At 55.1% G+C, this 23,603-nt stretch carries 20 protein-coding genes; 14 read left to right on the top strand and 6 right to left on the bottom strand.

Annotated features, from left to right (window positions below; all coding sequences use genetic code 11):
- The first annotated feature begins 253 nt into the window (after positions 1-253).
- The 6 genes from lpxP (at position 254) to ACLIBF_RS00550 (ending at position 5,678) form a co-directional block, all read left to right on the top strand.
- Positions 254-1,177 (top strand): kdo(2)-lipid IV(A) palmitoleoyltransferase, encoded by a 924-nt coding sequence (gene lpxP, locus ACLIBF_RS00575; RefSeq protein WP_031375156.1) that lies wholly within the window; start codon positions 254-256, stop codon positions 1,175-1,177.
- A gap of 191 nt (positions 1,178-1,368) precedes the next feature.
- Entirely contained in the window at positions 1,369-2,511 is a 1,143-nt protein-coding gene (locus tag ACLIBF_RS00570) for an alanine racemase (RefSeq protein WP_031375157.1), read from the top strand.
- A 140-nt stretch (positions 2,512-2,651) separates the two neighbouring features.
- On the top strand, positions 2,652-3,047 hold the full coding sequence (locus ACLIBF_RS00565) for a hypothetical protein (RefSeq protein WP_046289511.1): 396 nt from the start codon (positions 2,652-2,654) through the stop codon (positions 3,045-3,047).
- 434 nt (positions 3,048-3,481) lie between these two features.
- A complete protein-coding gene (locus ACLIBF_RS00560) occupies positions 3,482-3,748 on the top strand; it encodes a hypothetical protein (RefSeq protein WP_031375158.1) in 267 nt (88 codons plus the stop codon).
- Positions 3,749-3,828: 80 nt separating this feature from the next.
- The gene (locus tag ACLIBF_RS00555) at positions 3,829-4,473 is read left to right on the top strand and encodes an oligosaccharide flippase family protein (protein ID WP_031375159.1); all 645 of its coding nucleotides are present in this window, start codon (positions 3,829-3,831) and stop codon (positions 4,471-4,473) included.
- Positions 4,474-5,060: 587 nt separating this feature from the next.
- Complete coding sequence (locus ACLIBF_RS00550) at positions 5,061-5,678, top strand: trimeric intracellular cation channel family protein (RefSeq protein ID WP_031375160.1); 618 nt, start codon at positions 5,061-5,063, stop codon at positions 5,676-5,678.
- On the opposite strand, the gene ligB is transcribed toward ACLIBF_RS00550, so the two are convergent.
- A complete protein-coding gene (gene ligB, locus ACLIBF_RS00545) occupies positions 5,616-7,361 on the bottom strand; it encodes an NAD-dependent DNA ligase LigB (RefSeq protein WP_279810174.1) in 1,746 nt (581 codons plus the stop codon). The two genes, ACLIBF_RS00550 and ligB, sit on opposite strands and share 63 nt — an antisense overlap.
- Before the next feature lie 240 nt (positions 7,362-7,601).
- Between ligB and gmk the strand changes: the two genes are divergently transcribed.
- The 7 genes from gmk to ACLIBF_RS00510 all read left to right on the top strand — a co-directional run bounded on the left by gmk (position 7,602) and on the right by ACLIBF_RS00510 (position 16,722).
- Positions 7,602-8,225, top strand: a complete 624-nt coding sequence (gene gmk, locus ACLIBF_RS00540; RefSeq protein ID WP_031375162.1) for a guanylate kinase — start codon at positions 7,602-7,604, stop codon at positions 8,223-8,225.
- 54 nt (positions 8,226-8,279) lie between these two features.
- On the top strand, positions 8,280-8,555 hold the full coding sequence (gene rpoZ / locus ACLIBF_RS00535; protein ID WP_003851346.1) for a DNA-directed RNA polymerase subunit omega: 276 nt from the start codon (positions 8,280-8,282) through the stop codon (positions 8,553-8,555).
- A gap of 20 nt (positions 8,556-8,575) precedes the next feature.
- Entirely contained in the window at positions 8,576-10,681 is a 2,106-nt protein-coding gene (spoT, locus tag ACLIBF_RS00530) for a bifunctional GTP diphosphokinase/guanosine-3',5'-bis pyrophosphate 3'-pyrophosphohydrolase (protein ID WP_031375163.1), read from the top strand.
- Between the two features lie 3 nt (positions 10,682-10,684).
- The gene (trmH, locus tag ACLIBF_RS00525; RefSeq protein WP_031375164.1) at positions 10,685-11,386 is read left to right on the top strand and encodes a tRNA (guanosine(18)-2'-O)-methyltransferase TrmH; all 702 of its coding nucleotides are present in this window, start codon (positions 10,685-10,687) and stop codon (positions 11,384-11,386) included.
- Entirely contained in the window at positions 11,383-13,461 is a 2,079-nt protein-coding gene (gene recG / locus ACLIBF_RS00520) for an ATP-dependent DNA helicase RecG (RefSeq protein WP_031375165.1), read from the top strand. Before trmH ends, recG begins: the two co-directional genes overlap by 4 nt.
- A gap of 89 nt (positions 13,462-13,550) precedes the next feature.
- Positions 13,551-14,924, top strand: coding sequence for a nucleobase:cation symporter-2 family protein (locus ACLIBF_RS00515; protein ID WP_094106101.1), 1,374 nt, complete (start codon positions 13,551-13,553; stop codon positions 14,922-14,924).
- A gap of 118 nt (positions 14,925-15,042) precedes the next feature.
- Positions 15,043-16,722, top strand: a complete 1,680-nt coding sequence (locus ACLIBF_RS00510; RefSeq protein ID WP_279810172.1) for an AsmA family protein — start codon at positions 15,043-15,045, stop codon at positions 16,720-16,722.
- A gap of 32 nt (positions 16,723-16,754) precedes the next feature.
- Here the strand turns inward: ACLIBF_RS00510 and fabY are convergent, their stop codons facing one another.
- The 5 genes from fabY to typA form a co-directional block, all read right to left on the bottom strand.
- Positions 16,755-17,702 carry a fatty acid biosynthesis protein FabY gene (fabY, locus tag ACLIBF_RS00505; RefSeq protein ID WP_046289509.1) on the bottom strand — a complete coding sequence of 316 codons (948 nt, stop codon included), beginning with the start codon at positions 17,700-17,702 and terminating at the stop codon, positions 16,755-16,757.
- Positions 17,703-17,761: 59 nt separating this feature from the next.
- Positions 17,762-18,199, bottom strand: a complete 438-nt coding sequence (gene dtd, locus ACLIBF_RS00500) for a D-aminoacyl-tRNA deacylase (RefSeq protein WP_031375168.1) — start codon at positions 18,197-18,199, stop codon at positions 17,762-17,764.
- Entirely contained in the window at positions 18,196-19,065 is an 870-nt protein-coding gene (locus ACLIBF_RS00495; RefSeq protein WP_448309118.1) for a virulence factor BrkB family protein, read from the bottom strand. The genes dtd and ACLIBF_RS00495 overlap by 4 nt, the downstream gene beginning before the upstream one ends.
- A gap of 3 nt (positions 19,066-19,068) precedes the next feature.
- A complete protein-coding gene (yihX, locus tag ACLIBF_RS00490; protein ID WP_031375170.1) occupies positions 19,069-19,665 on the bottom strand; it encodes a glucose-1-phosphatase in 597 nt (198 codons plus the stop codon).
- A 212-nt stretch (positions 19,666-19,877) separates the two neighbouring features.
- Positions 19,878-21,701, bottom strand: a complete 1,824-nt coding sequence (gene typA / locus ACLIBF_RS00485) for a ribosome-dependent GTPase TypA (protein ID WP_046289508.1) — start codon at positions 21,699-21,701, stop codon at positions 19,878-19,880.
- A gap of 436 nt (positions 21,702-22,137) precedes the next feature.
- Between typA and glnA the strand changes: the two genes are divergently transcribed.
- A complete protein-coding gene (gene glnA / locus ACLIBF_RS00480; RefSeq protein WP_031377263.1) occupies positions 22,138-23,547 on the top strand; it encodes a glutamate--ammonia ligase in 1,410 nt (469 codons plus the stop codon).
- Positions 23,548-23,603 lie beyond the last annotated feature (56 nt).

Raw genomic sequence — 23,603 nt, 5'->3', positions numbered from 1 at the left:
ATTCATGGAAAAATTTTTATCTACGTTTCGATTAACTGGCTGAATTTAATTATTATTTTTCCTAAAACCTCTTTTTTTAGCCCCTTTTCCCGTCGATCCATGAAACAGGTCAATCCTGTAGATTCCTGGTATTACCTGTCTTTCAAGGCACTTTTTGATAAAGTGTTGGTCGAAATCAGTACAGCTGTACCGCCTGGAGACTTATGGAAGTGTTCTTTATGCGATACATCCATTTATCTCATGAAGGTTAGTAATGAAAAACACCGGAAAATTTAGCAGTTCGCTGCTGCATCCGCGTTATTGGTTTACCTGGTTCGGCCTGGGAATACTCTGGCTGCTGGTTCAGCTTCCTTACCCTGTTCTTATGCGCCTTGGTGCCGGTGCCGGTAAAATTTCCCGTCATTTCCTGCAGCGCCGCGAGCGCATTACCCGTCGCAACATCGAACTCTGCTTCCCCGGTATCAGTGAAGAGAAAACCGAGCGAATGATCGCGGGCAACTTTGCTTCACTGGGCATGGCGCTGGCCGAAACCGGCATTGCCTGGTTCTGGTCCGATCGCGCGGTCAAACGCCTGTTTACCGTCTCCGGTCTGGCAAATTTACACTCTGCGCAGAATGAAAAGCGTGGCGTGATGCTGATTGGCGTGCATTTTATGTCGCTGGAACTGGGCGGTCGCATCAGTGGTCTGTGTCAGCCAATGATGGCGATGTATCGTCCACACAATAATCTGGCGATGGAGTATGTTCAGACCAAAGGCCGGATGCGCTCTAATAAAGCGATGATCGATCGCCGCGACCTGCGCGGTATGGTGCATGCGCTGAAGCAGGGTGAATCAGTGTGGTTTGCGCCCGATCAGGACTACGGCCCGAAAGGCAGCACCTTCGCTCCGCTGTTTGCCGTGGAGAAAGCTGCAACCACCAACGGCACCTTCGTGTTATCGCGTCTGGCTAAACCGGCAATGGTGCCGATTATGCTGATCCGTAATCCTGGTAACGATGGCTACCATTTGATTATCGAACCGATGCTGGAAAATTATCCTCACACCGACGAGTCGGCTGCGGCTGCCTATATGAATAAGGTGATCGAAAACCAGATTCTGCGCGCACCAGAACAGTACCTCTGGCTGCATCGCCGCTTTAAAACCCGTCCGCCGGGTGAAGCATCACTCTACGTCTGAGTCCGATCCCAAAGCAGGCCCCGCGCCTGCTTTGTTGTTTTATCTCGCAGCCAACCTCCGCTCACCGCTCCCTTTTCTCCCGCGTCTCACTGCACGACCCCCACGCTCTTAGCTTTGAATGACGCGCTGGCATCAGACCTCTATTTGAGGAATGATGAATACTCACCCGCAAGCCAGAGTTGAAATATCATATGGATATCAATACCGCTGAGCAGTGGCAGCGCCCACTGATTGATGACCGCCTGACACCTTACATCGAAGTAGACGCAGCGCGTCTGGAGCAGAACCTGCAACAGATGCAGCGCAAGGCTGATGCAGCCGGCGTCGCATTTCGTCCTCATATCAAAACCCACAAAAGCGTCTGGATTGCCCGGCGTCAGCTGGCATTGGGTGCCCGGGGCGTAACGGTCTCTAAACCGAGTGAAGGTGTCAGTTTTATTCTGGGCGGCATTCGTGATCTGCTGTTGGCCTATCCGGTGGTGCAGGCGCAGAGCGTGGCAGAACTACTGCGCCTGGCGGTACAGCATCAGGCGAAAATCACCCTGATTGCCGATACGCTACAGGGCGTTGCGGCTATTGCGGATGCCAGGCAACAGCAACCCGACTGCGACCTGTCAGTGGCGATCAAAGTTGACGTCGGATTACATCGTATCGGCGTTAATCCGCATACCGATCAGGCCGTAGTGATTGCACAGGCGCTGCGAGAGAAAGGATTACGTTTTGCCGGGCTGATCTCTCATGCCGGCCACGCCTATGGCGCCGGCAACCCGGCAGCCATCGCGGAGATTGCCCACCAGGAGGCGGCGTTGATGCAGCAGCTACAGGCGACGCTTCAGGCTGCGGTTTTTACCGACTGTCCGATCTCTGTCGGTTCCACCCCCACTGCGCTGGCAGCTAATGTTGCTCCCGGCATTGATGAAATCCGTCCCGGCAATTATGCACTGCTCGATCTTACCGCCTGCCGCCTCGGCCTGAGCCGGGTCGACCAGTTGGCGCTGAGTGTGATCAGCCGGGTAGTGGCGGTAAACGAGCATTTCGCGATTATAGATGCCGGCTCGAAAATGCTGAGTTCAGATAAAGGCCCTCACGGCACCAACGCCAGCGGATTCGGCATCGCGGTTGATGCAATCGGCAAGACCTATGAAATCGCCAAACTATCCGAAGAGCATGGTTTTCTGCTCTGTCCGCAGCACCGCCCTGAAGTCGGCAGCTTAGTGCGCATCTTCCCGAACCACAGCTGTGCGGTGATGGCGCAATCAGATGCGTTTATCCTGCGCCATGAACAGGGTGATGCAGAGCAACACGCCGTTTCCGCGCGCGGCAATTTCATCTGATTGCATCGCAGGCAACAGCCCACGTTGTTGCCTGCGGTTTGTACGAAACCCTGTCCACCCCACACTTCTGTCGTCGCAACATTTTACCTGGCGTAGCCGCATGCTTTAATGCCCTTTTCCGCTACCCTGCCGGAGGTAACATGCTCTCCTCTCGTACTCTGAGCCTGACGATTCCACGACACTGGTTAGATCTATATGAAACCATCTGGAAACCCGAGTTCTTTCCAAAATGGGCATCCGGCTTAACCAGCAGCACCTTCGAACCTGAAGGAAATCGCTGGCGCGCCAAAGGACCACAAGGCACGGTGAAGATTCGCTTCACTCCCCATAATCCGTTTGGCGTAATGGATCACTGGATTGACACCGGCTTTGGCAAAGAGATTTATATGCCGATGCGGGTGATCGCTAACGAACAGGGTGCCGAAGTGGTGGTGACGGTCTACCGCCAGCCATTAACCTCAGAAGAAAAATTTAAGCAGGATATTGAATGGGTTAGCAAAGATCTCGAAAAGCTCAATCAATTGCTGACTCAGTAAATCAAGGAGTTAGCGCGTTTTTTCTGCTGTATTTAAGGCTGGCCGTTAATGAAAAAAAATACAAAAATATTGCGTCAAAAAGCATAAAGCCCTTAGCTGATTACCTGTACTGTTTATCAATCTATCAACAGTTATGCTTAAGCATTGTCGCCAGGAAAACTCCTGGCAGTATCACCACAACCTCCCTTGCAATGCCTGATTTCATGCCGTTTTTTCAGACACCCGTCGCATCCTTTGCCGGTGATATACATTAATCCTTAATAAATATTTATTACGCTGCTGTCAGGTATTTAATATTTATCATGCATAGAGTGAAACCATTAATTCCTGCGGTCGCGTTATCAGAGTTTTCTTATGGTGTTAATTTAAATAAAACAATGTATAAATCACTCCACACACAGCAATACCCATAATGATAAAGCAGGAAAAAAGACATGGACCGCTCGACCTATCCTTTGTTATCAGAAAAAGAATTTGTTGAGATTGCCGGCAGGATGCTGGCAGGAGAATATAAAACTACAACAGGATTTATTCGTGATCTGGCGGACTTCTTATTAACAGCGGGAGATTCCGCCATGACACGAAACCGCGAATATTCCAGGGATATCTATTTTTTATCCGAGCATCATTTGATTGAATCCATAATAACATGGCAAGCCTGGCAAGGTATTTCAGGACTTCGGCCGGAAAAGTTGCACTAACTAACGGTGTCACAGCAACCTCATTGCCGTTACACGAACATTTAATTCTCACAGAGTACCTCTACTCTAACGAGCATATTATGGCAATACGTGAAAGCAGTCTGAATAGCGCAAAATGGTCTCTCCTCTCTTCGATTAAGATTATTGGCATTGGCGTGTTGCAGCTTTCTTTACTGGCGCAAATTCTGCAGGCAAATGAACTGAACCTGCTGGCCATTGCAGTGCTGGCGTTACTGGCTATCGATACCCTGGCCGATCGGGGCTTCTCGAATACGATAATCCGCCGTTGTATGCTCTCTATCAACGATCTCTCGATCCTGTATTGGGGCAATATGTTGATGGGTGCAGCGGTGTTTGGTCTGTTATTTGTCAGCAGCCATCTGCTTAATCGGATGTTTGATCAGCCTGAACTGGCTTTAATGCTGGAGATGGTGTCTGTGGTGTTTATTATTATCCCCCAGGGTCAGCAGTACCGTGCAATATTACAACGTGAAAAACAATATACCCGTATCGCATTTGCTGAAACCTCTTCGGTATTAGCCGGGCTGAGCGTCACTTTATTTACCGTCTGGCTGACTCCCTCAGTACTCTGCGCAATCTGGGGTTATCTGGCGATGGCATCAATTCGCATGCTGATTTATTGCTACTATGGTCGTTCATGGTTCCAACCGGAATACCGTTTTAGCCTGAAAAAATTCTCTCAGATTCGTGCAAGAAACAAATAATAAAGCAAGTCTGTATGGTGGGCTCTGAGCATCCTCAGGGATGCGTTGGCGTGCTGTGAACCAGCACGCTTTTTCTTTTTTTAATGTACGGCATTATTCCGCGGCTGAGAATAATCGTTCTCGCTGACCTGCAGACCCACGGATGACGTTATAAAATCCCTGCACCCGCTGTCGGGCATTAATAAACCAGGCTAATGCCGTCGTATCGGATTCCCGCTTTACCATTCAGGCACGCCCTTCCCGTTCTCAACCGTACTCATCGCAGTCAGCGTACCGATATGTGCCAGAACGCAGCGTCCGCTCTTCACCGCTATTTCAGATTGAAGCAGGATGACAGAGACCTCTGTCGTACAGCCTGCTACTCCGGGTTCAGTGAACCGCAGAGATAACACCTCGCTCGGTGGATTACGGCTGATGAATTTTTCTTATCCATAACGGGACACGCCTCCAGCCGCTTAGCTGATATGTCTGATTTTAAATGACTCAGCCATAAACTGAGCTAATCCCAACCGCCTGACACCATAAAATCTCAGTCGCCGTTTATTACGCTATACCTTAGCCTAGCCGCCGTCTAACTGGAGCCTGCTATGTTACTGACTGTTCTTTACATCATCGGCATCACCGCCGAGGCCATGACCGGTGCGCTGGCTGCTGGCCGCCGTAAGATGGATCTGTTCGGCGTCATCATCATCGCCTCAGTCACCGCGATTGGCGGCGGTTCAGTTCGCGATATTCTGCTCGGTCACTATCCGCTGGGCTGGGTTAAACATCCCGAATACATCATGATTGTTGCCGCTGCTGCGGTGATCACTACCTTTACTGCGCCGTTAATGACGCATCTGCGCAAAGTGTTCCTGGTACTGGATGCGCTTGGCCTGGTGGTTTTCTCTATTATTGGCGCTCAGGTTGCGCTGGATTCCGGTCATGCAATGATTATTGCCGCCATCAGCGCCGTAATTACCGGCGTATTCGGCGGCGTTCTGCGCGATATGTTCTGCAACCGCATTCCCCTGGTGTTTCAGAAAGAGCTGTATGCGGGTATCGCCTTCGTTTCAGGCTGGATGTACATCCTGCTGCTGAAAACCACGCTGGCGCACGAAGCGGTGATCATCATTACGCTGCTGTTCGGTTTTTTTGCCCGTTTACTGGCGCTGCGTTTCCGCCTCGGCCTGCCGATTTTCAACTATCCCCACCCGGAACACTGAGGCGGCAGGAATGCCCTGCTGCTGCAAAAAGGCGATCAGTGATTGCAGCCCAGCATGGTGAAACTGGTCGACAAGGCGCTGAGCCAGCGCAGCGCCGACGCCCGGTAAAGTTTGCCATGCCGCCGCATCCCGTTGTATCAGGTCGTCCCAGTATTGATCGGGCAGCGCATCCGCGGCTTTGCGGGGCAGTGAAACGCCCAGTGCGCTAATCCAGCGTCGCAGCGGTTGCTGGCGGGTCAGATTGAAACGGTGCCAGAGTTGTCCGGCACGCACGGAAGAGATGCCTGCCGCCATAGCGATCTGTTCAGGCGTTAAGGTGAGCCAGGAAAACAGATGCGGCATGCTGCCGCTTTCCAGCAACTTCAGCCAGGTATTGCGCTGCACATTCGCAATATTCAGCACCGACTTTCGACTCAGCCAATGCAGTTTCGCCAGCATCTGCTTCTGACAGGCGGCGCTAAAGCGATAACAGCTCAGCGGGGAATAACGCGTTTCGTCGGGTGGCTGCGGGTACTGACGCTCCACTACCCGCCAGATAACGCGATCCAGCCGGGGTACCCCCTGGCCGGCCAGGCTCACAATCACCTGATCGCCTGGAATAACGTCGCTTTCCCGCCAGCGACGCAGCGAGCCAATATTCACCCGCCTGACCGTTTTATCATCCAGCTGAACGGGTTGCAGATTCAGTACCACCGCAATTTTCCCGGTGCGGCCAATCGGAAAATCGACCGATAGCACTTCGGTAGCGATCTCAGGCGGCTGGTATTTCCAGGCAACCGCCCATTCTCCCTCTCCGGGTCGCCAGTTTTTGCCGGCAGGCCGCGACGTCTGATGAATCACCACGCCGTCCGTGACAAACGGCAGCCCGTCATGAAACCAGCGCTCACGCCAGCTCGCGACCTGTTCTTCATCCCTGACCGGCTGACTCCACTGCGCGGCCATGCCCAGTCCCCACTGACTCAGCTGTGCCAGCCGATCGCGCATCTGCGCCGGGCCGTCCGGCCATGCCCAGATAAAAATATTCAGGCGCGATAACAGCGGAACAGGCTGTTTACTCATCATGGCACCGGCGACCTTTGAGCGAGCGTTTTTACCGCCGTCCTCCGCCTGATGGTGATCGGTCATCGTCAGGAACAGTTCTCCCTGCAAAACAATCTCCGCGCGATCGCTGTTTATTCGTTGGGGAATGGCAGGAATCAGGGCGGCTTTATTCAGCCACTCCTCACCGCGCAACCCATCGCCACGACTCAACAGTGAAACCAGACGGCCATCGCGATAGACCAATGAAACCGCCAGCCCATCCACTTTGGGCTGGACCCACAAATCGTGGCGATCCTGCATCCAGTAGGCCACCGCCAGTTTGTCAGGCAGCTTTTTTACCCCCGTATGGGCTACAGGATGCAGATGCTCACCGTTATCAGGCAGCTGCGCCGCGTAACCTGCCTGGGGAGAACGGAAGCAGTGCAGCCACTGGTTGAGGCGCGACTGCAGATTATCGTAATCCGTATCGCTGACCGCACTAAGGCCCTGCCCATAATAAGCCTGATCCCAGTGCTGAAGTTGCTGCTGCAGCTGGCCGATTTCAGTCGCTGCACGCGCCGGTGTCCAGGCGGGACACATCGCGCTGTAAGCGGGCATCACCGCAATGAATAGGACAACCAGCAATCCGCCAAATCCTTTCATAATGTGTCTCCTGACGTTTTGCGTCATTCAACACAGAGACGTAAGCGTCAGCCAGAGACAGTGATCCAATCCGGAACAGATCGCCGCGTAATCCGTCACTCATTACGTTCAGTCGACACTGATTTGCGCAGCAACGCGCAAAAGTTTAGCCGTTGCCGCTGCGCAAACGCTGCGTGGCGCCGGGAAGCTGTGTATACTGTGCAGGAAATCGACTCCGCTTTTAATCAATTCAAGAAAACCATGGCTCAAGGCACGCTCTATATTGTTTCTGCTCCCAGCGGCGCAGGTAAATCCAGCCTGATTCAGGCTCTGTTAAAGACCCAGCCGTTGTATGATACGCAGGTGTCTGTTTCGCACACCACCCGCGGCATGCGGCCGGGTGAAACCCATGGCGAACACTATTTTTTTGTTGAAAAACATGAATTTGAGAAGATGATTGCGGAAGACGCTTTCCTCGAACATGCTAAAGTTTTCGACAATTATTACGGCACCTCACGCCAGGCTATTGAGCAGGTCCTTTCGACCGGTGTTGACGTATTTCTCGACATCGACTGGCAGGGCGCGCAGCAGATTCGCGCCAAAATGCCCAGCGCCCGGAGTATTTTTGTCCTGCCGCCTTCGAAAGAAGAGCTCGATCGCCGTCTGCGCGGCCGTGGCCAGGATAGCGAAGAGGTGATCACCCGCCGCATGGCACAGGCCGTGGCGGAAATGAGTCACTATGCCGAATATGATTATTTAATTGTGAATGATGATTTTGATCTGGCGCTGTCCGATCTGAAAACCATTATTCGCGCAGAACGTCTGCGTATGGCGCGTCAGAAGGCGCGTCATGATGCTTTAATCAGCAAACTGTTGGCAGTCTGAATTCAGTTTCAGTATGATGCCCAGTCATTTCTTCATCTGTGGAGTAGCACACCTATGGCACGCGTAACCGTTCAGGACGCAGTAGAAAAAGTTGGTAATCGTTTTGACCTGGTGTTGGTCGCTGCACGTCGTGCACGTCAGATGCAGGTAGGCGGCAAAGATCCGCTGGTTCCGGAAGAGAACGATAAACCTACCGTTATCGCTCTGCGCGAAATCGAAGAAGGTTTGGTCACCAATCAGATTTTAGATGTGCGTGATCGTCAGGAACAGCAAGAGCAGGAAGCCGCTGAATTACAGGCCGTTACCGCTATCGCTGAAGGTCGTCGTTAACAGCCACCTGCAGGTCACCCTTGTATCTGTTTGAAAGCCTCAATCAACTGATTGAAAAATACTTGCCAGAGGAGCATATCAAGCGCCTCCAGCAAGCTTACCTTGTCGCACGTGATGCCCACGAGGGACAGACACGCTCCAGCGGTGAGCCTTATATCACCCATCCGGTTGCCGTGGCCTGTATTCTGGCGGAAATGAAGCTCGACCATGAAACATTGATGGCCGCGCTGCTGCATGACGTAATCGAAGATACGCCCGCCACTTACCAGGATATGGAACAACTCTTCGGTAAGAGCGTTGCGGAGCTGGTCGAAGGTGTTTCTAAGCTGGATAAGCTGAAATTTCGCGACAAGAAAGAGGCTCAGGCAGAGAACTTCCGCAAGATGATTATGGCGATGGTGCAGGATATCCGCGTCATTCTCATCAAGCTGGCTGACCGCACTCACAATATGCGCACCCTCGGCGCATTACGCCCGGATAAACGTCGCCGTATCGCGCTGGAAACGCTGGAAATTTACAGTCCTCTGGCGCATCGTCTGGGTATTCATCACCTCAAAACAGAACTCGAAGAACTCGGTTTCGAAGCTCTTTATCCGAACCGTTATCGGGTGATCAAAGAGGTGGTGAAGGCGGCACGCGGTAACCGTAAAGAGATGATCCAGAAGATTCTTTCTGAGATCGATGGCCGTCTGCAGGAAGCGGGCATTCCCTGCCGCGTCAGCGGTCGTGAAAAGCATCTTTACTCGATCTACCGCAAAATGACGCTGAAAGAGCAGCGTTTTCACTCGATCATGGATATCTATGCCTTTCGCGTTATCGTGAAAGATCTGGATACCTGCTATCGCGTTCTGGGCCAGATGCACAGCTTATATAAGCCGCGTCCGGGCCGGGTCAAAGATTACATCGCCATCCCCAAAGCGAACGGCTATCAATCGCTCCATACCTCAATGATCGGTCCACATGGTGTGCCGGTTGAAGTGCAGATTCGCACCGAGGATATGGATCAGATGGCGGAAATGGGGGTCGCTGCGCACTGGGCTTACAAACAGGCGGGCGAAAGTGGCACCACGGCACAGATTCGTGCTCAGCGCTGGCTGCAAAGCCTGCTGGAGTTGCAACAGAGCGCCGGCAGTTCGTTTGAATTTATTGAAAGCGTGAAGTCCGATCTCTTCCCTGATGAGATCTACGTCTTCACGCCTGAAGGCCGCATCGTTGAGCTGCCGACAGGTGCCACGCCGGTGGATTTCGCCTATGCGGTGCACACGGATATTGGCCATGCCTGCGTTGGCGCTCGTGTCGATCGCCAGCCTTATCCGCTGTCGCAGTCACTGGCCAGCGGCCAGACGATTGAGATCATCACCGCACCGGGCGCCCGACCTAACGCCGCCTGGCTTAACTTTGTCGTCAGCTCCAAAGCCCGCGCCAAAATCCGTCAGTTACTGAAAAACCTCAAACGCGAAGACTCGGTCAATCTGGGCCGTCGCCTGCTGAGCCATGCGCTGGGCGGTAGTCGTAAACTGGCGGAAATCCCACCTGAGAATATCAGGCAGGAGTTGGATCGCATGAAGCTGACCTCGCTGGATGATCTGCTGGCGGAGATTGGTCTTGGCAATGCAATGAGCGTGGTGGTGGCGAAAAATCTGCTGCAGGCTGACAGCAAAGCGATTAGCAACAGCAAACGCGGCAAGCTGCCGATCAAAGGCGCTGATGGCGTGCTGATCACCTTCGCCAAATGCTGCCGACCGATTCCCGGCGATCCGATTGTTGCGCACGTCAGTCCCGGCAAAGGCTTGGTGGTGCATCACGAATCCTGTCGAAACATTCGCGGTTACCAGAAAGAGCCGGAAAAATTCATGCCGGTTGAATGGGACAAAGTGACTGAGCAGGAGTTTGTGGCCGAAATTAAGGTCGATATGTTTAACCATCAGGGCGCATTGGCCAATCTGACGGCGGCGATTAACACTGCCGGTTCTAACATTCAGAGCCTGAACACCGAAGAGCGCGATGGCCGGGTTTACAGCGCCTTTATCCGTCTGACCGCCCGCGATCGCGTCCATCTGGCCAATATCATGCGTAAAATTCGCGTGATGCCGGATGTGATCAAAGTTCACCGTAACCGTAATTAGTGCATGAACGATCAACGTTTTGCCCGAATTCAGGCGATGCTGGCGCTGCGCCAGCACGATCTCACGGTCTGCATGGAGCAGGTGCATAAACCACATAACGTCTCCGCAGTGATCCGCACCGCCGATGCGGTGGGTATTCATGAAGTGCATGCGGTCTGGCCGAGCCAGCGGATGCGCACCCAGGCGTCCGCCTCTGCCGGCAGCAACAGCTGGGTAAAGGTGGTGACGCATCGCACGATTGGCGACGCCGTAGCACAGCTTAAACAGCAGAAGATGCAGGTTTTAGCCACGCATCTGTCAGCCGACGCCGTCGACTTCCGCGAGATTGATTATACCCGCCCCACCTGCATCCTGATGGGTCAGGAAAAAACCGGCATTACCGATGAAGCCCTGGCGCTGGCCGATCAGCAGATTATTATTCCGATGGTCGGTATGGTGCAGTCGCTGAACGTCTCGGTGGCCTCCGCCCTGATCCTGTATGAAGCCCAGCGCCAACGGCAGAACGCCGGCCTTTACCAGCGTGATTACAGCCTGCTGGATGAGGATGAGCAGCAGCGTCTGCTGTTCGAAGGCGGTTTTCCGGTGCTGGCGCGCGTCGCCCGGCAGAAAGGCTTGCCTTATCCGCGCATCAACGCCGAAGGTGACATTGAGGCTGACGCCAGCTGGTGGGCCACTATGCAATCAACCGGTAAAAGTAAAAGATGAAAGGCCGCCTGCTGGATGCCATTCCGCTCAGTACCCTGACCGGCGTCGGTGCCAGCCAGGCAGCAAAGCTGGCCAAAATTGGCCTGCACACCATTCAGGATCTGCTGCTTCACCTCCCGCTGCGTTACGAAGATCGTACCCAACTCTACGCCATTGATGATCTGCTGCCCGGTATCTGGGCCACGGTAGAAGGCGAAGTGCTACATTCCGACATTACTTTTGGCCGCCGCCGGATGATGGTGTGTCAGATCAGCGATGGCAGCGGCGTGCTGACTCTGCGCTTCTTTAACTTCAATGCCGGCATGAAAAACAGCCTGGCACCGGGACGTCGCGTTACCGCCTACGGTGAGATCAAACGCGGCCAGCGCGGTGCCGAGATTATCCATCCTGAGTACCGTATCCAGGGCGAACACAGCAATGTGGCGCTGGAGGAGACGCTGACGCCGGTCTACCCCACCACTGAAGGCATCCGACAGGCTACGCTGCGTAATCTCACCGATCAGGCGCTGACGCTGCTGGAGAGTTGCCCGATTGCCGAGCTGCTGCCTCAGGAGCTGAGCGGCGGCTTAATCAGCCTGCCCGATGCGCTACGCACGCTGCATCGTCCGCCCCCCGATCTCAAACTGAGCGAACTGGAGAGCGGTCGCCATCCGGCACAGCGGCGTCTGATTCTGGAAGAGCTGCTGGCGCATAACCTCAGCATGCTGGCGGTACGCGCCGGTGCGCAGCGCTATTACGCCTTGCCGATGCCGGCGCGCCATGACCTGAGCGATCGCTTGCTGGCCGCGCTGCCGTTCTCGCCCACCGGCGCGCAAAAGCGGGTGGTGGCAGAGATCGAGCATGACCTGGCCAATGACTTCCCGATGATGCGGCTGGTGCAGGGCGATGTCGGCTCCGGTAAAACGCTGGTGGCGGCATTATCAGCGCTGAACGTGATTGCGCACGGTAAACAGGTCGCCCTGATGGCCCCGACTGAACTGCTGGCTGAACAGCACGCCAGCAACTTCCGCCAGTGGTTTGCGCCGCTGGGGATTGAAGTCGGCTGGCTGGCTGGAAAACAGAAAGGAAAAGCACGTCAGGCTCAGCAGGATGCCATTGCCAGCGGACAGGTTGCCATGGTGGTCGGCACCCATGCGCTGTTCCAGGAGCAGGTGCAATTTAACGGTCTGGCGCTGGTGATTATCGACGAGCAGCACCGTTTTGGCGTCCATCAACGCCTGGCGCTGTGGGAAAAGGGCGAGGAACAGGGCTTCCATCCGCATCAGTTGATCATGACGGCAACACCGATCCCCCGCACCCTGGCGATGACCGCCTATGCCGATCTCGATACCTCGACGATTGATGAGCTGCCGCCGGGACGCACACCGGTTACCACGGTCGCCATTCCCGATACCCGCCGCGATGAGATCATTGCGCGGGTCGAGCATGCCTGTCGCGAAGGCCGTCAGGCGTACTGGGTCTGTACGCTGATTGAAGAGTCGGACCTGCTGGAGGCGCAGGCGGCGGAAGCCAGCTGGGAAGCCCTCAAAACCGCACTGCCCGACCTCAATATCGGTCTGGTACACGGCCGGATGAAACCGGCTGAAAAGCAGGCGGTGATGCAGGCGTTTAAAGCCAATCAGCTGCAACTGCTGGTCGCGACCACGGTGATCGAAGTGGGCGTAGACGTGCCCAATGCCAGCCTGATGATTATCGAGAACCCGGAGCGGTTAGGCCTGGCGCAGCTGCATCAGCTGCGTGGACGGGTCGGCCGTGGCGCGGTTGCCTCGCATTGCGTGTTGCTCTATAAAGCCCCGCTGAGCAAAACCGCCCAGAAGCGATTGCAGGTGTTACGTGACAGCAATGACGGCTTCGTGATTGCGCAGTTTGACCTGGAGATTCGCGGGCCTGGCGAGCTGCTGGGCACCCGCCAGACCGGCAACGCCGAGTTCAAAGTGGCGGATTTACTGCGTGACCAGGCGATGGTGCCTGAAGTCCAGCGCGTGGCGCGACATATCCACCAGCACTATCCGGAACAGGCCAGCGCCCTGATTGAACGCTGGCTGCCGGAGAACACCCGTTACACCAACGTCTGATCGGCGTTTTTTATCCTCGCCGGGCAAACGATTGCTTTTAGCCAGCGGATGATTACAATCGCCACACTATTTTTCGGGAACAGTAGAAGATGTCCACCAATCCGCAGCCAGATCAACCCTCTACCCATCACAGTGAACTGATCTATCGTCTTGAAGATCGCCCACCGCTGCCGCAAACGCTGTTCGCCGCCGGTCAGCATCTGTTAGCCATGTTTGTTGCCGTGATCACTCCTGCCCTGCTGATTTGTCAGGCTCTGGGCTTGCCTGCCCAGGATACCCAGCACATCATCAGCATGTCGCTGTTCGCGTCGGGCGTGGCGTCGCTGCTGCAAATCAAAACCTGGGGACCAGTGGGTTCAGGCCTGTTATCGATTCAGGGCACCAGCTTTAACTTCGTCACGCCGCTGATTATGGGCGGGATGGCGCTGAAAAATGGCGGTGCTGATGTGCCTGCCATGATGGCGGCGCTGTTTGGCACGCTGATGGTCGCCTCCTGTACTGAGATGGTGCTGTCACGCGTTCTGCATCTGGCGCGCCGGATTATTACGCCGCTGGTCTCCGGGATCGTGGTGATGATTATTGGTCTGTCGCTGATTCAGGTCGGACTGACGTCGATTGGCGGCGGCTTTAGCGCCATCGCCGACCACAGTTTTGGTGCCCCGAAAAATCTGCTGCTGGCAGGTGCGGTGCTGCTGGTGATCGTGCTGCTGAATCGCCAGAAAAATCCCTATCTGCGCGTCGCCTCACTGGTAATCGCGATGGCGGTCGGCTATTTGCTGGCCTGGGCGCTGAATATGTTGCCCGCCGCCAGCACGCCAGCCGATCAACCGCTGATTGCGGTGCCGACGCCGCTCTATTACGGGCTGGGCTTCGACTGGAACCTGCTGATTCCGCTGATGCTGGTGTTTATGGTGACCTCGCTGGAGACCATTGGCGACATCACCGCGACGTCGGATGTCTCCGAGCAGCCGGTGAGCGGTCCGCTCTACATGAAGCGTCTGAAGGGCGGCGTGCTGGCTAACGGCCTTAATTCCTGCGTGTCAGCGCTGTTCAATACCTTCCCCAACTCCTGCTTCGGCCAGAACAACGGCGTCATCCAGTTAACCGGCGTCGCCAGCCGCTACGTCGGCTTTGTGGTGGCGCTGATGCTGATTGTGCTGGGCCTGTTCCCGGCGGTCAGTGGACTGGTGCAGCATATTCCTGAGCCGGTGCTGGGCGGTGCCACCATTGTGATGTTTGGTACCATTGCCGCCTCCGGCGTGCGCATCGTGTCACGCGAGCCGCTCAACCGTCGCGCAATTATGATTATCGCGCTGTCGCTGGCGGTAGGACTGGGCGTATCGCAGCAGCCGCTGATCCTGCAATTTGCGCCTGAGTGGTTGAAAACCCTGCTCTCTTCCGGCATTGCGGCGGGTGGGATTACCGCTATCGTGCTTAACCTGATTTTTCCGCAAGAGAAGTAAGGCTCACGACGGGCTTCGGCCCGTCTGCTATTTAGTCGGATTTACATCCAGGCTGTTGAGCTGTAACGGTAATTCAGGCATAACAACCTCTCACCGGATTTAACTCGGGAAGGATGCTATGAAATTTCTTGGAAAGTTTTTCCTCACCTTACTTTTGCTGCTGCTGTTCATCCTGGTGGTGATCTATGTGCTGCTGCAAACACAGTGGGGTGCAGGCTGGTTTAGCCGATGGGTGAGCGACAAAACGGAGTGGCATCTCTCCCTGAGTAAAATTGAGCACAACTTCTCCTCACCCTCTCACGTCATTCTGGATGACTTCAGCTTTGGTCACGATGGTCAGCCTGCGGTTCTGGTGGCAAAACGCGTTGATCTGGGCCTGGCACTGGTGCAGTTCAGCGATCCGCTGCACTTCAGCAGCATCGAACTGCGTGACGGCGAAGTTAATCTGGCCAACCTGACGCCCACAAGCGCGTTGCCGATTCAGGCTCAGCGCCTGCAACTCAACAACATGCGTATCGACAGCCCCAACAGTGCGCTGCCGCTGTTCGCACAGCAGGTGAACGGCGGTATTCTGCCGTGGAAACCCACCGCCAGCGATATGCTGGGCCGTGATGCCCGCTTCCAGATGAGTGCAGGCAGCATGACGCTGAATAAGGTGCCCGGCGAAAATGTGCTGATTCAGGGAAGCGTCTCGCAGGGCCGGATGGTGTTCAACAATGTCGGTGCCGACCTGGCGCGAGGCTCGATGACCGGCAACGGCGAGCGTGACGCGCAGGGCAACTGGAAAATTAACCAGCTGCGGCTGAATGATATTCGCCTGCAGACCGCCAGCAGCCTGAAAGAGTTTCTGCGTAATGCAGACGCGGTACCGTCGATTGCGATTACCCGGCTGGATGTTACCGATGCGCGTCTGCAGGGGCCTGACTGGGCGGTGACCGATCTTGATCTGACCCTGCGCAATCTTAACTGGCAGGGCAATGACTGGCAGAGCAATGACGGTTCGCTGGCGCTGAATGCCAGCAACTTTATTAACGGCGGGCTGGAGCTTAACGATCCGATCGTCAATCTGGACTTTTCTCCGCAGGGTATCGCGCTGACACAGTTCAGTTCACGCTGGGTCAACGGTGTGATCCGGGCTGAGGGTGACTGGTCGCGCGCCGATAAACGCCTGACGCTGAAGACCCTTGCCGTCGCCGGGCTGGAGTATACCCTGCCGCAGAACTGGCGCGATCGCTGGCAGGCACCCCTGCCTGACTGGCTCGACAGCGTGCTGGTGACGCGTTTCACCTCAAACCGTAATCTGATTATCGATATTAACCCGGCGTTTCCTTTCCAGCTGACGTCGCTGGATGGCAGCGGCGAGAACCTGTTGCTGGCTCGTCAGCATCAGTGGGGCATCTGGTCCGGTAAACTGAGCCTGAATGCGGCGGAATCGACCTTTAATCGCACCGATCTGCGTCATCCTTCGATTACGCTGAGTGCTGACCCGCAGCAGATTCAGGTAACTGAGCTAAGTGCTTTCAGCGATAAAGGATTGCTGGAAGGGCATGCGACGGTTGGCCAGCAACCCGATCGTCCGCTGGCGTTACAGCTGACGGGCCGTGCCGTGCCGGTGAATGTGTTGCAGAACTGGGGATGGCCGGCGCTGCCGTTAACCGGTGACAGCAACCTGCAGTTGCAGCTGAATGCCGCGTTAAAAGCCGGTCAGCCGCTGCGGCCGACCACCAATGGCAGTTTGTCGGTGACCACCGACAGCCAGCAGTTACAGCAGACCCTGCAGGCTGGTCAGGTGCGATAACAAAACAGGGCCGGTTTTACCGGCCCTGTTCATCAGTTAATCCGCGCGCCGGAACCGCCCTCTTCCAGCGGTCCGTCAGGATCGGCCGGCAGCACGATGTAAACCCCTTCAAACACCGCTCCGCGCTCTTCATCCCCGAACAGCTCCACTTCAAGCTGCACACGCGCTTTACGGCCTCGCGCCAGACGATCGAGATCGCCGCTTAACGAGCCGAGATCGGCGATGGCACCCGGACGACCGCTGATCGGCTGGCTGTAACGAATATGCGCATCCGCCAGAATGATGGTGCCACCAAGATGACGTTCACGCAGCAACAGCCAGATTAATCCCCAGCCGGTGAGCGTCGCCAGAGAGAACAGGCTGCCCGCGAACAGCGTCTGATGCGGATTCTGGTTGCCCGCTTCCGGCATGGTGGTAATAAATTTCTGGCCGGTATACTGCAGAATGCGCACCCCCATTTTTTCGCTTAGCGGGATATGCGCGTACCAGGCCTGCTGCAGCTGACCGCACCAGTCGGCGCGATGCAGAATATCGTCCAGCGTCACCACCGGCTTGATCATCAGAAAATGGCGTACCGGCGTGGTCTGTGGAGCGGTAATCTCACCCTGGTTGACGTAGCCCAGCTTGGCGAAAAAGGCGACGGCGTCTTCACGCGCGCTACAGGTAACGCGCTTAGCCCCTTCCTGACGCGCCACCGACTCCAGCGTCATCGCCACCAGCGTACCCAGGCCTTTGCCCTGTACCGAGGGATGGACCGCCATAAAGCGAATCGCCGCTTCATTGTCGGCATTGATATACAGACGTCCTACCGCGACCGGCTGCCCCTGTTCATCCACCACCATCTGATGATGGGCTAAGGCATCCCAGGCATCCCGCTCGGAACCCTGCGGCTGGCGCAGCGGTTTTCGTAACATTTCCCAGCGGAACTGGTAATAGATATCCAGCTCTTCCGCCGTCTGGGGCACGCGAAGATGATACATAAAATGTTTCTCTCGTTCGGAGCTTGCGTGGCTCATCCCTTGCCGCTCGGCTGACGATCTCACACCTGCAACCAAAACGTTACAGGACCATCATTCACCAGCGCGACCTGCATATCCGCAGCAAAGCGGCCATTTTCAGTGGTGATACCCTGCCGACGACAGCAGTCGCTGAAATACTCATACAGGCGTTCAGCTTCCGCCGGTTCCGCGCCGCCGGAAAACGAGGGACGCATCCCCTTTTGCGTATCCGCCGCCAGGGTAAACTGCGAAACCACCAGCACGCTGCCGCCTGCCTGTTTGACGCTCAGGTTCATTTTGCCCTGCTCATCACTGAAGATGCGATAACCCAGTACGCGTTCTGCGAGACGTTCCGCACGCTGTGCGTCATCGCCTTTTTCCACGCCCAGTAACACCAGTAATCCGGCACCGATTTCACCTGTCACCACGTGATCGACGCTGACGCTGGCGCGCTGCACGCGTTGAATCAATGCAATCATGTTTCCTCGCGTTCTTTTTCTCTGTGCTGTTGTTTTAACTGACGATAGTCGGCTAATGCGACAGTAATTTCCGCACCTAACAACACAATACACCAGGTCCAGTAGACCCAGAGGAACAGAATCGGGATCACGGCCAGTACGCCGTAGATCAGCTGATAAGAGGGGAACATAGTAACATAGAGCGCGAAAGCCTTTTTACCCAGCTCAAACAGCGCGCCCGCCACCAGCGCGCCAATCAACGCATCGCGCGGCGGCACCCGTTGGGTAGGAACGATACTGTAGAGCAGCCAGAAGGCGAACCAGGAGAGCAGTAACGGGAAGATGCGCAGTACCTGATCGACCAGGCTGGTCACGCCGGTGGCGTTTATCCAGCGCAGTGACAGCAGATAGGAACTGATGGCCAGGCTGGCGCCCGCCAGCAGCGGACCGAGCGTCAGGATCATCCAGTAAACCGCAAAAGAGTAGACCATCGGCCGCTTCTTATCGCTGCGCCAGATGGTATTGAGTGCAGTATCGACCGAATGCATCAGCAGCAGCGCCGTGACGATCAGGCCGACTGCGCCGACCGCCGTCATCCGATTGACGTTGGCCACAAACTGCTCAAGGTAGCGCTGCAGCGTGTTACCCGCAGCCGGCATCAGGTTAGTAAAGATGAAGTGCTTTAACTGCACGCTGATATCGGAGAACACCGGAAACGCCGCAAACAGGGCGAAGACCACCGCAATCAGCGGCACCAGCGCCAGTAATGAGACGAAGGCCAGATTCCCGGCCTGGGTCTTCATGCCATCCTCATCAACCCGTTTCCACAGCAGTTTGAGCCACAGCCAGAACGCATGTAGCCCGGGACGAAATTTACGTGACGTCATGGGTTAAGGCTGACCTGCGAACCAGTCAGGCACCGTTTTGCTGTCAGTAACCAGCACGCTTTTAATCCCCAGCGCCCGCGCCGCGTCAATATTCTGCTGGTTATCGTCAAAGAATACCGCCTGGTCGGCGCTGACGCCTTCCGCTTCCAGCACGTGCTGATAGATCCGCGCTTCGGGCTTACGCATTCCCAGCTCCTGCGACAGATAGAGCGCATCGGCCGCGTGCTGCACGTCCGGGTACTGAGTCGGCCAGAAGGCGCAATGCAGCTTGTTGGTATTGGAGAGGATCACTACCCGATGCCCCTCCAGCCGCAACCGGTTCATCAGCGCCAGCGTTTCAGGCCGCACGTCGACAAACACCGCCTGCCAGCCGGCGGTGAACTGCTCGTAGCTCAGGGCTATCTCCAGCTTTTCACACAGCGCTAACGCGAAATCCTCATCGCTGATTTCACCCCGTTCATGCTGTTCAAAGGCCTCATCCATCTCGAAATGACTTTGCAGTGACGCCAGCGGCACGCGGCTAAGGTCACTCCAGACACCTAACACGCGGTTAAAATCGATATCAATGATCACATTGCCCAAATCAAAAATGTACAACATGGTGCGCCTCCTTCGGTTCCCTGGAGTATTCACTCTAGCGGCAAAAGTGCAGGCTGAACAGCTAACCTCAGAGAGAAAAACGCAAACGCTGACCGGCGCGTGATGCGCCTGTCAGGCAACACCACTTATCGCTGGCCTGGTGGCAACAGACAGGAATAGCAGGCAAAAAAAAAGCCCCGATAACGGGGCTTTTCATCAATTAAAGGCGCAGATTATGCGTCTTTAGGACCACGTGAAGCACGTTTACGGTCGTTTTCAGTCAGGTGACGTTTACGGATACGCACGGACTGTGGCGTAACTTCTACCAGTTCGTCATCATCGATGAACTCGATCGCCTGCTCCAGCGTCATCTTGATTGGCGGCACCAGAGTAGTCGCTTCATCCGTACCAGAAGCACGCATGTTGGTCAGCTTCTTACCGGTCAGACAGTTGACTGTCAGGTCGTTAGAACGGCTGTGAATACCGATGATCTGGCCTTCATACACTTCTGCACCGTGACCCAGGAACAGCTTACCGCGGTCCTGCAGGCCGAACAGCGCGAACGCAACGGCTTTACCCTGACCGTTAGAGATCAGTACGCCGTTCTGACGCTGGCCCACTTCGCCCGGACGAATATCGTCGTAGTGGCTAAAGGTGGAGTACAGCAGACCGGTACCTGAGGTCATGGTCATGAATTCGTTACGGAAGCCGATCAGGCCACGGCTTGGGATCACGTAGTCGAGACGTACGCGGCCTTTGCCATCCGGATCCATGTTTTTCAGATCGCCCTTACGCTCACCCATGGCTTGCATGACTGAACCCTGGTTGTTCTCTTCGATATCCAGCGTTACGTTCTCGAATGGCTCTTGTTTACGGCCATCGATTTCGCGGAAGATAACTTTCGGACGGGATACCGCCAGTTCGAAACCTTCACGACGCATGTTTTCGATCAGAACAGACAGGTGCAGCTCACCACGACCTGATACGCGGAACGCGTCAGCATCTTCGGTTTCTTCAACACGCAGCGCCACGTTGTGTACCAGTTCTTTGTTCAGACGCTCAAGGATCTGACGTGAAGTCACGTACTTACCTTCTTTACCGCAGAACGGTGAGGTGTTGACGTTAAAGAACATGGTTACCGTTGGCTCATCCACGCTCAGCGCTGGCAGCGCCTGAACATTTTGTGGATCGCAAATGGTGTCAGAGATATTCAGCTCGCCCAGACCGGTGATGGCGATGATGTCGCCCGCTTCAGCCAGGTCGCTGTCGATACGCTCCAGACCCAGGTGAGTCAGCACTTTACCGACTTTACCGTTACGGGTTTTACCTTCGCTATCGATAATGGTGACTTGCTGGTTAGGCTTCACTTTACCGCGCTTGATGCGGCCGATACCGATAACACCCAGGTAGTTGTTGTAGTCCAGCTGCGAGATTTGCATCTGCAGTGGCGCTTCAGCTTCAACCTGTGGTGGAGAAACGTGGTCAACAATCGCCTGATACAGCGGAGTCATATCGTCCGCCATATCGGTGTGCTCCAGACCTGCAATACCATTCAGCGCCGAGGCGAAAATGATAGGGAAGTCGAGCTGCTCGTCGGTCGCGTCGAGGTTAACGAACAGGTCGAATACCTGATCAACAACCCAATCCGGACGCGCGCCAGGACGGTCAACTTTATTGATAACCACAATCGGCTTCAGACCATGCGCGAACGCTTTTTTGGTCACGAAGCGAGTTTGCGGCATAGGGCCATCCATCGCATCTACAACCAGCAGCACCGAGTCCACCATGGACATGACGCGCTCAACTTCACCACCGAAGTCGGCGTGTCCTGGGGTATCAACGATGTTGATACGGTAGTCATTCCACTTAATGGCGGTGTTTTTTGCGAGGATGGTAATCCCACGCTCTTTCTCCAAATCATTGGAGTCCATCACGCGCTCGGTTGCTTCGGTACGGGCATCAAAAGTACCGGATTGTTGCAGCAGTTTGTCAACCAGGGTGGTCTTTCCATGGTCAACGTGCGCGATGATGGCGATGTTACGCAAATTTTCGATCACAGCTTTGCCTCAGGCATTAGAAATAGCGCGCTATTGTACACGGATTAAGCGGAAGACTGAACACGATCACACTTTTCACTGAAAGTTTATTGCATTGCCGCAAATTCGCACTGTTCCCGGTGCAGAAAATGCACTAAGTTGGGCTGTTGCACCACTTTAGTGCTTAACGATCGACCAAAAGCACCATAATAGTGCACTGAGACTATCGTGGTGCAGCGACCGGAGGACAAAAAGGTGCACCACAGGGCGATTTAACCGACACGGAGAAAGTTGGCACAGAATTCGCTTTATCTCTTTTAAGCGCAAACGCCAGTCAGACGACGGTTGAAGAGCGTGCCGGAATAGCCAGGTCAGGGATGGCAGTAGTCAGAAACGCATTCCCGGCAACGACGTTCCCTCACCATGTAGACAATGACCATTTCCAGGAGAGTTGAGTATGTCCGCTGAACACGTTCTCTCGATGATGAACGAGCATGAAGTTAAGTTTGTTGACCTGCGTTTTACCGATACCAAAGGTAAAGAACAGCACGTTACTATCCCTGCTCACCAGGTTAACGCTGACTTCTTCGAAGAAGGCAAAATGTTCGATGGCTCCTCCATCGGTGGCTGGAAAGGCATTAACGAATCAGACATGGTGCTGATGCCTGACGCTACTACGGCGGTCATGGATCCTTTCTTTGAAGATTCTACGCTGATCATCCGTTGTGACATTCTCGAGCCAGGCACCATGCAGGGCTACGATCGTGACCCACGCTCAATTGCCAAGCGCGCTGAAGATTTCCTGCGTTCTTCCGGCATCGCTGATACCGTGCTGTTTGGGCCAGAGCCTGAATTCTTCCTGTTCGATGACATCCGTTTCGGTTCATCGACCTCCGGTTCACACGTTGCTATCGACGATATCGAAGCGGCCTGGAACACCGGCAAAGAGTACGAAGGCGGTAACAAAGGTCACCGTCCAGGTCTGAAAGGCGGCTACTTCCCGGTGCCACCGGTTGACTCATCACAGGACATCCGTTCTGCCATGTGTCTGACGATGGAACAGATGGGTCTGGTGGTTGAAGCGCATCACCACGAAGTGGCGACTGCGGGTCAGAACGAAGTGGCAACCCGCTTCAATACCATGACCAAAAAAGCCGACGAAATTCAGATCTACAAATATGTCGTGCACAACGTGGCCCACGCCTACGGCAAAACGGCGACCTTTATGCCGAAGCCAATGTTTGGCGACAACGGTTCAGGTATGCACTGCCATATGTCACTGTCTAAAGGCGGCCAGAACCTGTTCTCCGGTGACAAATACGGCGGCCTGTCTGAAATGGCGCTGTTCTACATCGGCGGTATCATCAAGCACGCGAAAGCGATCAACGCGCTGGCGAACCCGACCACCAACTCCTACAAGCGTCTGGTCCCTGGTTACGAAGCCCCGGTTATGCTGGCGTACTCTGCCCGTAACCGTTCAGCCTCAATCCGTATCCCGGTTGTAGCCAGCCCGAAAGCACGTCGTATTGAAGCGCGCTTCCCGGACCCAGCGGCTAACCCATACCTGGCATTCACCGCACTGCTGATGGCTGGCCTCGACGGCATCATCAACAAGATCCATCCTGGCGATGCGATGGATAAAAACCTGTATGACCTGCCACCGGAAGAAGAAGCTGAGATTCCAAAAGTTGCTGGCTCGCTGGAAGAAGCGCTGAACGCCCTGAACGAAGACCGCGAGTTCCTGACTCGTGGCGGCGTGTTCACCGACGAAACCATCGACGCTTACATCGAATTGCGTAAAGCAGAACTGGACCGCGTCCGCATGACGCCACATCCGGTAGAGTTCGAGCTTTACTACAGCGTTTAATTGGTCAGACGTTTTTGTTGCCGTGGAAACTTTCAGCCCATCTTCGGATGGGCTTT

The organism is Pantoea sp. PGP6 (assembly GCF_053474785.1).
Note: the sequence above shows the minus strand (reverse complement) of the source record. Positions and strands in the feature narration are given on the sequence as shown.

Excerpts from the sequence above, each read along its gene's own strand:
- lpxP (WP_031375156.1), top strand. The coding sequence starts at position 254 with ATGAAAAACACCGGAAAATTTAGCAGTTCGCTGCTGCATCCGCGTTAT.
- ACLIBF_RS00570 (WP_031375157.1), top strand. The coding sequence starts at position 1,369 with ATGGATATCAATACCGCTGAGCAGTGGCAGCGCCCACTGATTGATGAC.
- ACLIBF_RS00565 (WP_046289511.1), top strand. The coding sequence starts at position 2,652 with ATGCTCTCCTCTCGTACTCTGAGCCTGACGATTCCACGACACTGGTTA.
- ACLIBF_RS00560 (WP_031375158.1), top strand. The coding sequence starts at position 3,482 with ATGGACCGCTCGACCTATCCTTTGTTATCAGAAAAAGAATTTGTTGAG.
- ACLIBF_RS00555 (WP_031375159.1), top strand. The coding sequence starts at position 3,829 with ATGGCAATACGTGAAAGCAGTCTGAATAGCGCAAAATGGTCTCTCCTC.
- ACLIBF_RS00550 (WP_031375160.1), top strand. The coding sequence starts at position 5,061 with ATGTTACTGACTGTTCTTTACATCATCGGCATCACCGCCGAGGCCATG.
- ligB (WP_279810174.1), bottom strand. The coding sequence starts at position 7,361 with ATGAAAGGATTTGGCGGATTGCTGGTTGTCCTATTCATTGCGGTGATG.
- gmk (WP_031375162.1), top strand. The coding sequence starts at position 7,602 with ATGGCTCAAGGCACGCTCTATATTGTTTCTGCTCCCAGCGGCGCAGGT.
- rpoZ (WP_003851346.1), top strand. The coding sequence starts at position 8,280 with ATGGCACGCGTAACCGTTCAGGACGCAGTAGAAAAAGTTGGTAATCGT.
- trmH (WP_031375164.1), top strand. The coding sequence starts at position 10,685 with ATGAACGATCAACGTTTTGCCCGAATTCAGGCGATGCTGGCGCTGCGC.
- recG (WP_031375165.1), top strand. The coding sequence starts at position 11,383 with ATGAAAGGCCGCCTGCTGGATGCCATTCCGCTCAGTACCCTGACCGGC.
- ACLIBF_RS00515 (WP_094106101.1), top strand. The coding sequence starts at position 13,551 with ATGTCCACCAATCCGCAGCCAGATCAACCCTCTACCCATCACAGTGAA.
- ACLIBF_RS00510 (WP_279810172.1), top strand. The coding sequence starts at position 15,043 with ATGAAATTTCTTGGAAAGTTTTTCCTCACCTTACTTTTGCTGCTGCTG.
- fabY (WP_046289509.1), bottom strand. The coding sequence starts at position 17,702 with ATGTATCATCTTCGCGTGCCCCAGACGGCGGAAGAGCTGGATATCTAT.
- dtd (WP_031375168.1), bottom strand. The coding sequence starts at position 18,199 with ATGATTGCATTGATTCAACGCGTGCAGCGCGCCAGCGTCAGCGTCGAT.
- ACLIBF_RS00495 (WP_448309118.1), bottom strand. The coding sequence starts at position 19,065 with ATGACGTCACGTAAATTTCGTCCCGGGCTACATGCGTTCTGGCTGTGG.
- yihX (WP_031375170.1), bottom strand. The coding sequence starts at position 19,665 with ATGTTGTACATTTTTGATTTGGGCAATGTGATCATTGATATCGATTTT.
- glnA (WP_031377263.1), top strand. The coding sequence starts at position 22,138 with ATGTCCGCTGAACACGTTCTCTCGATGATGAACGAGCATGAAGTTAAG.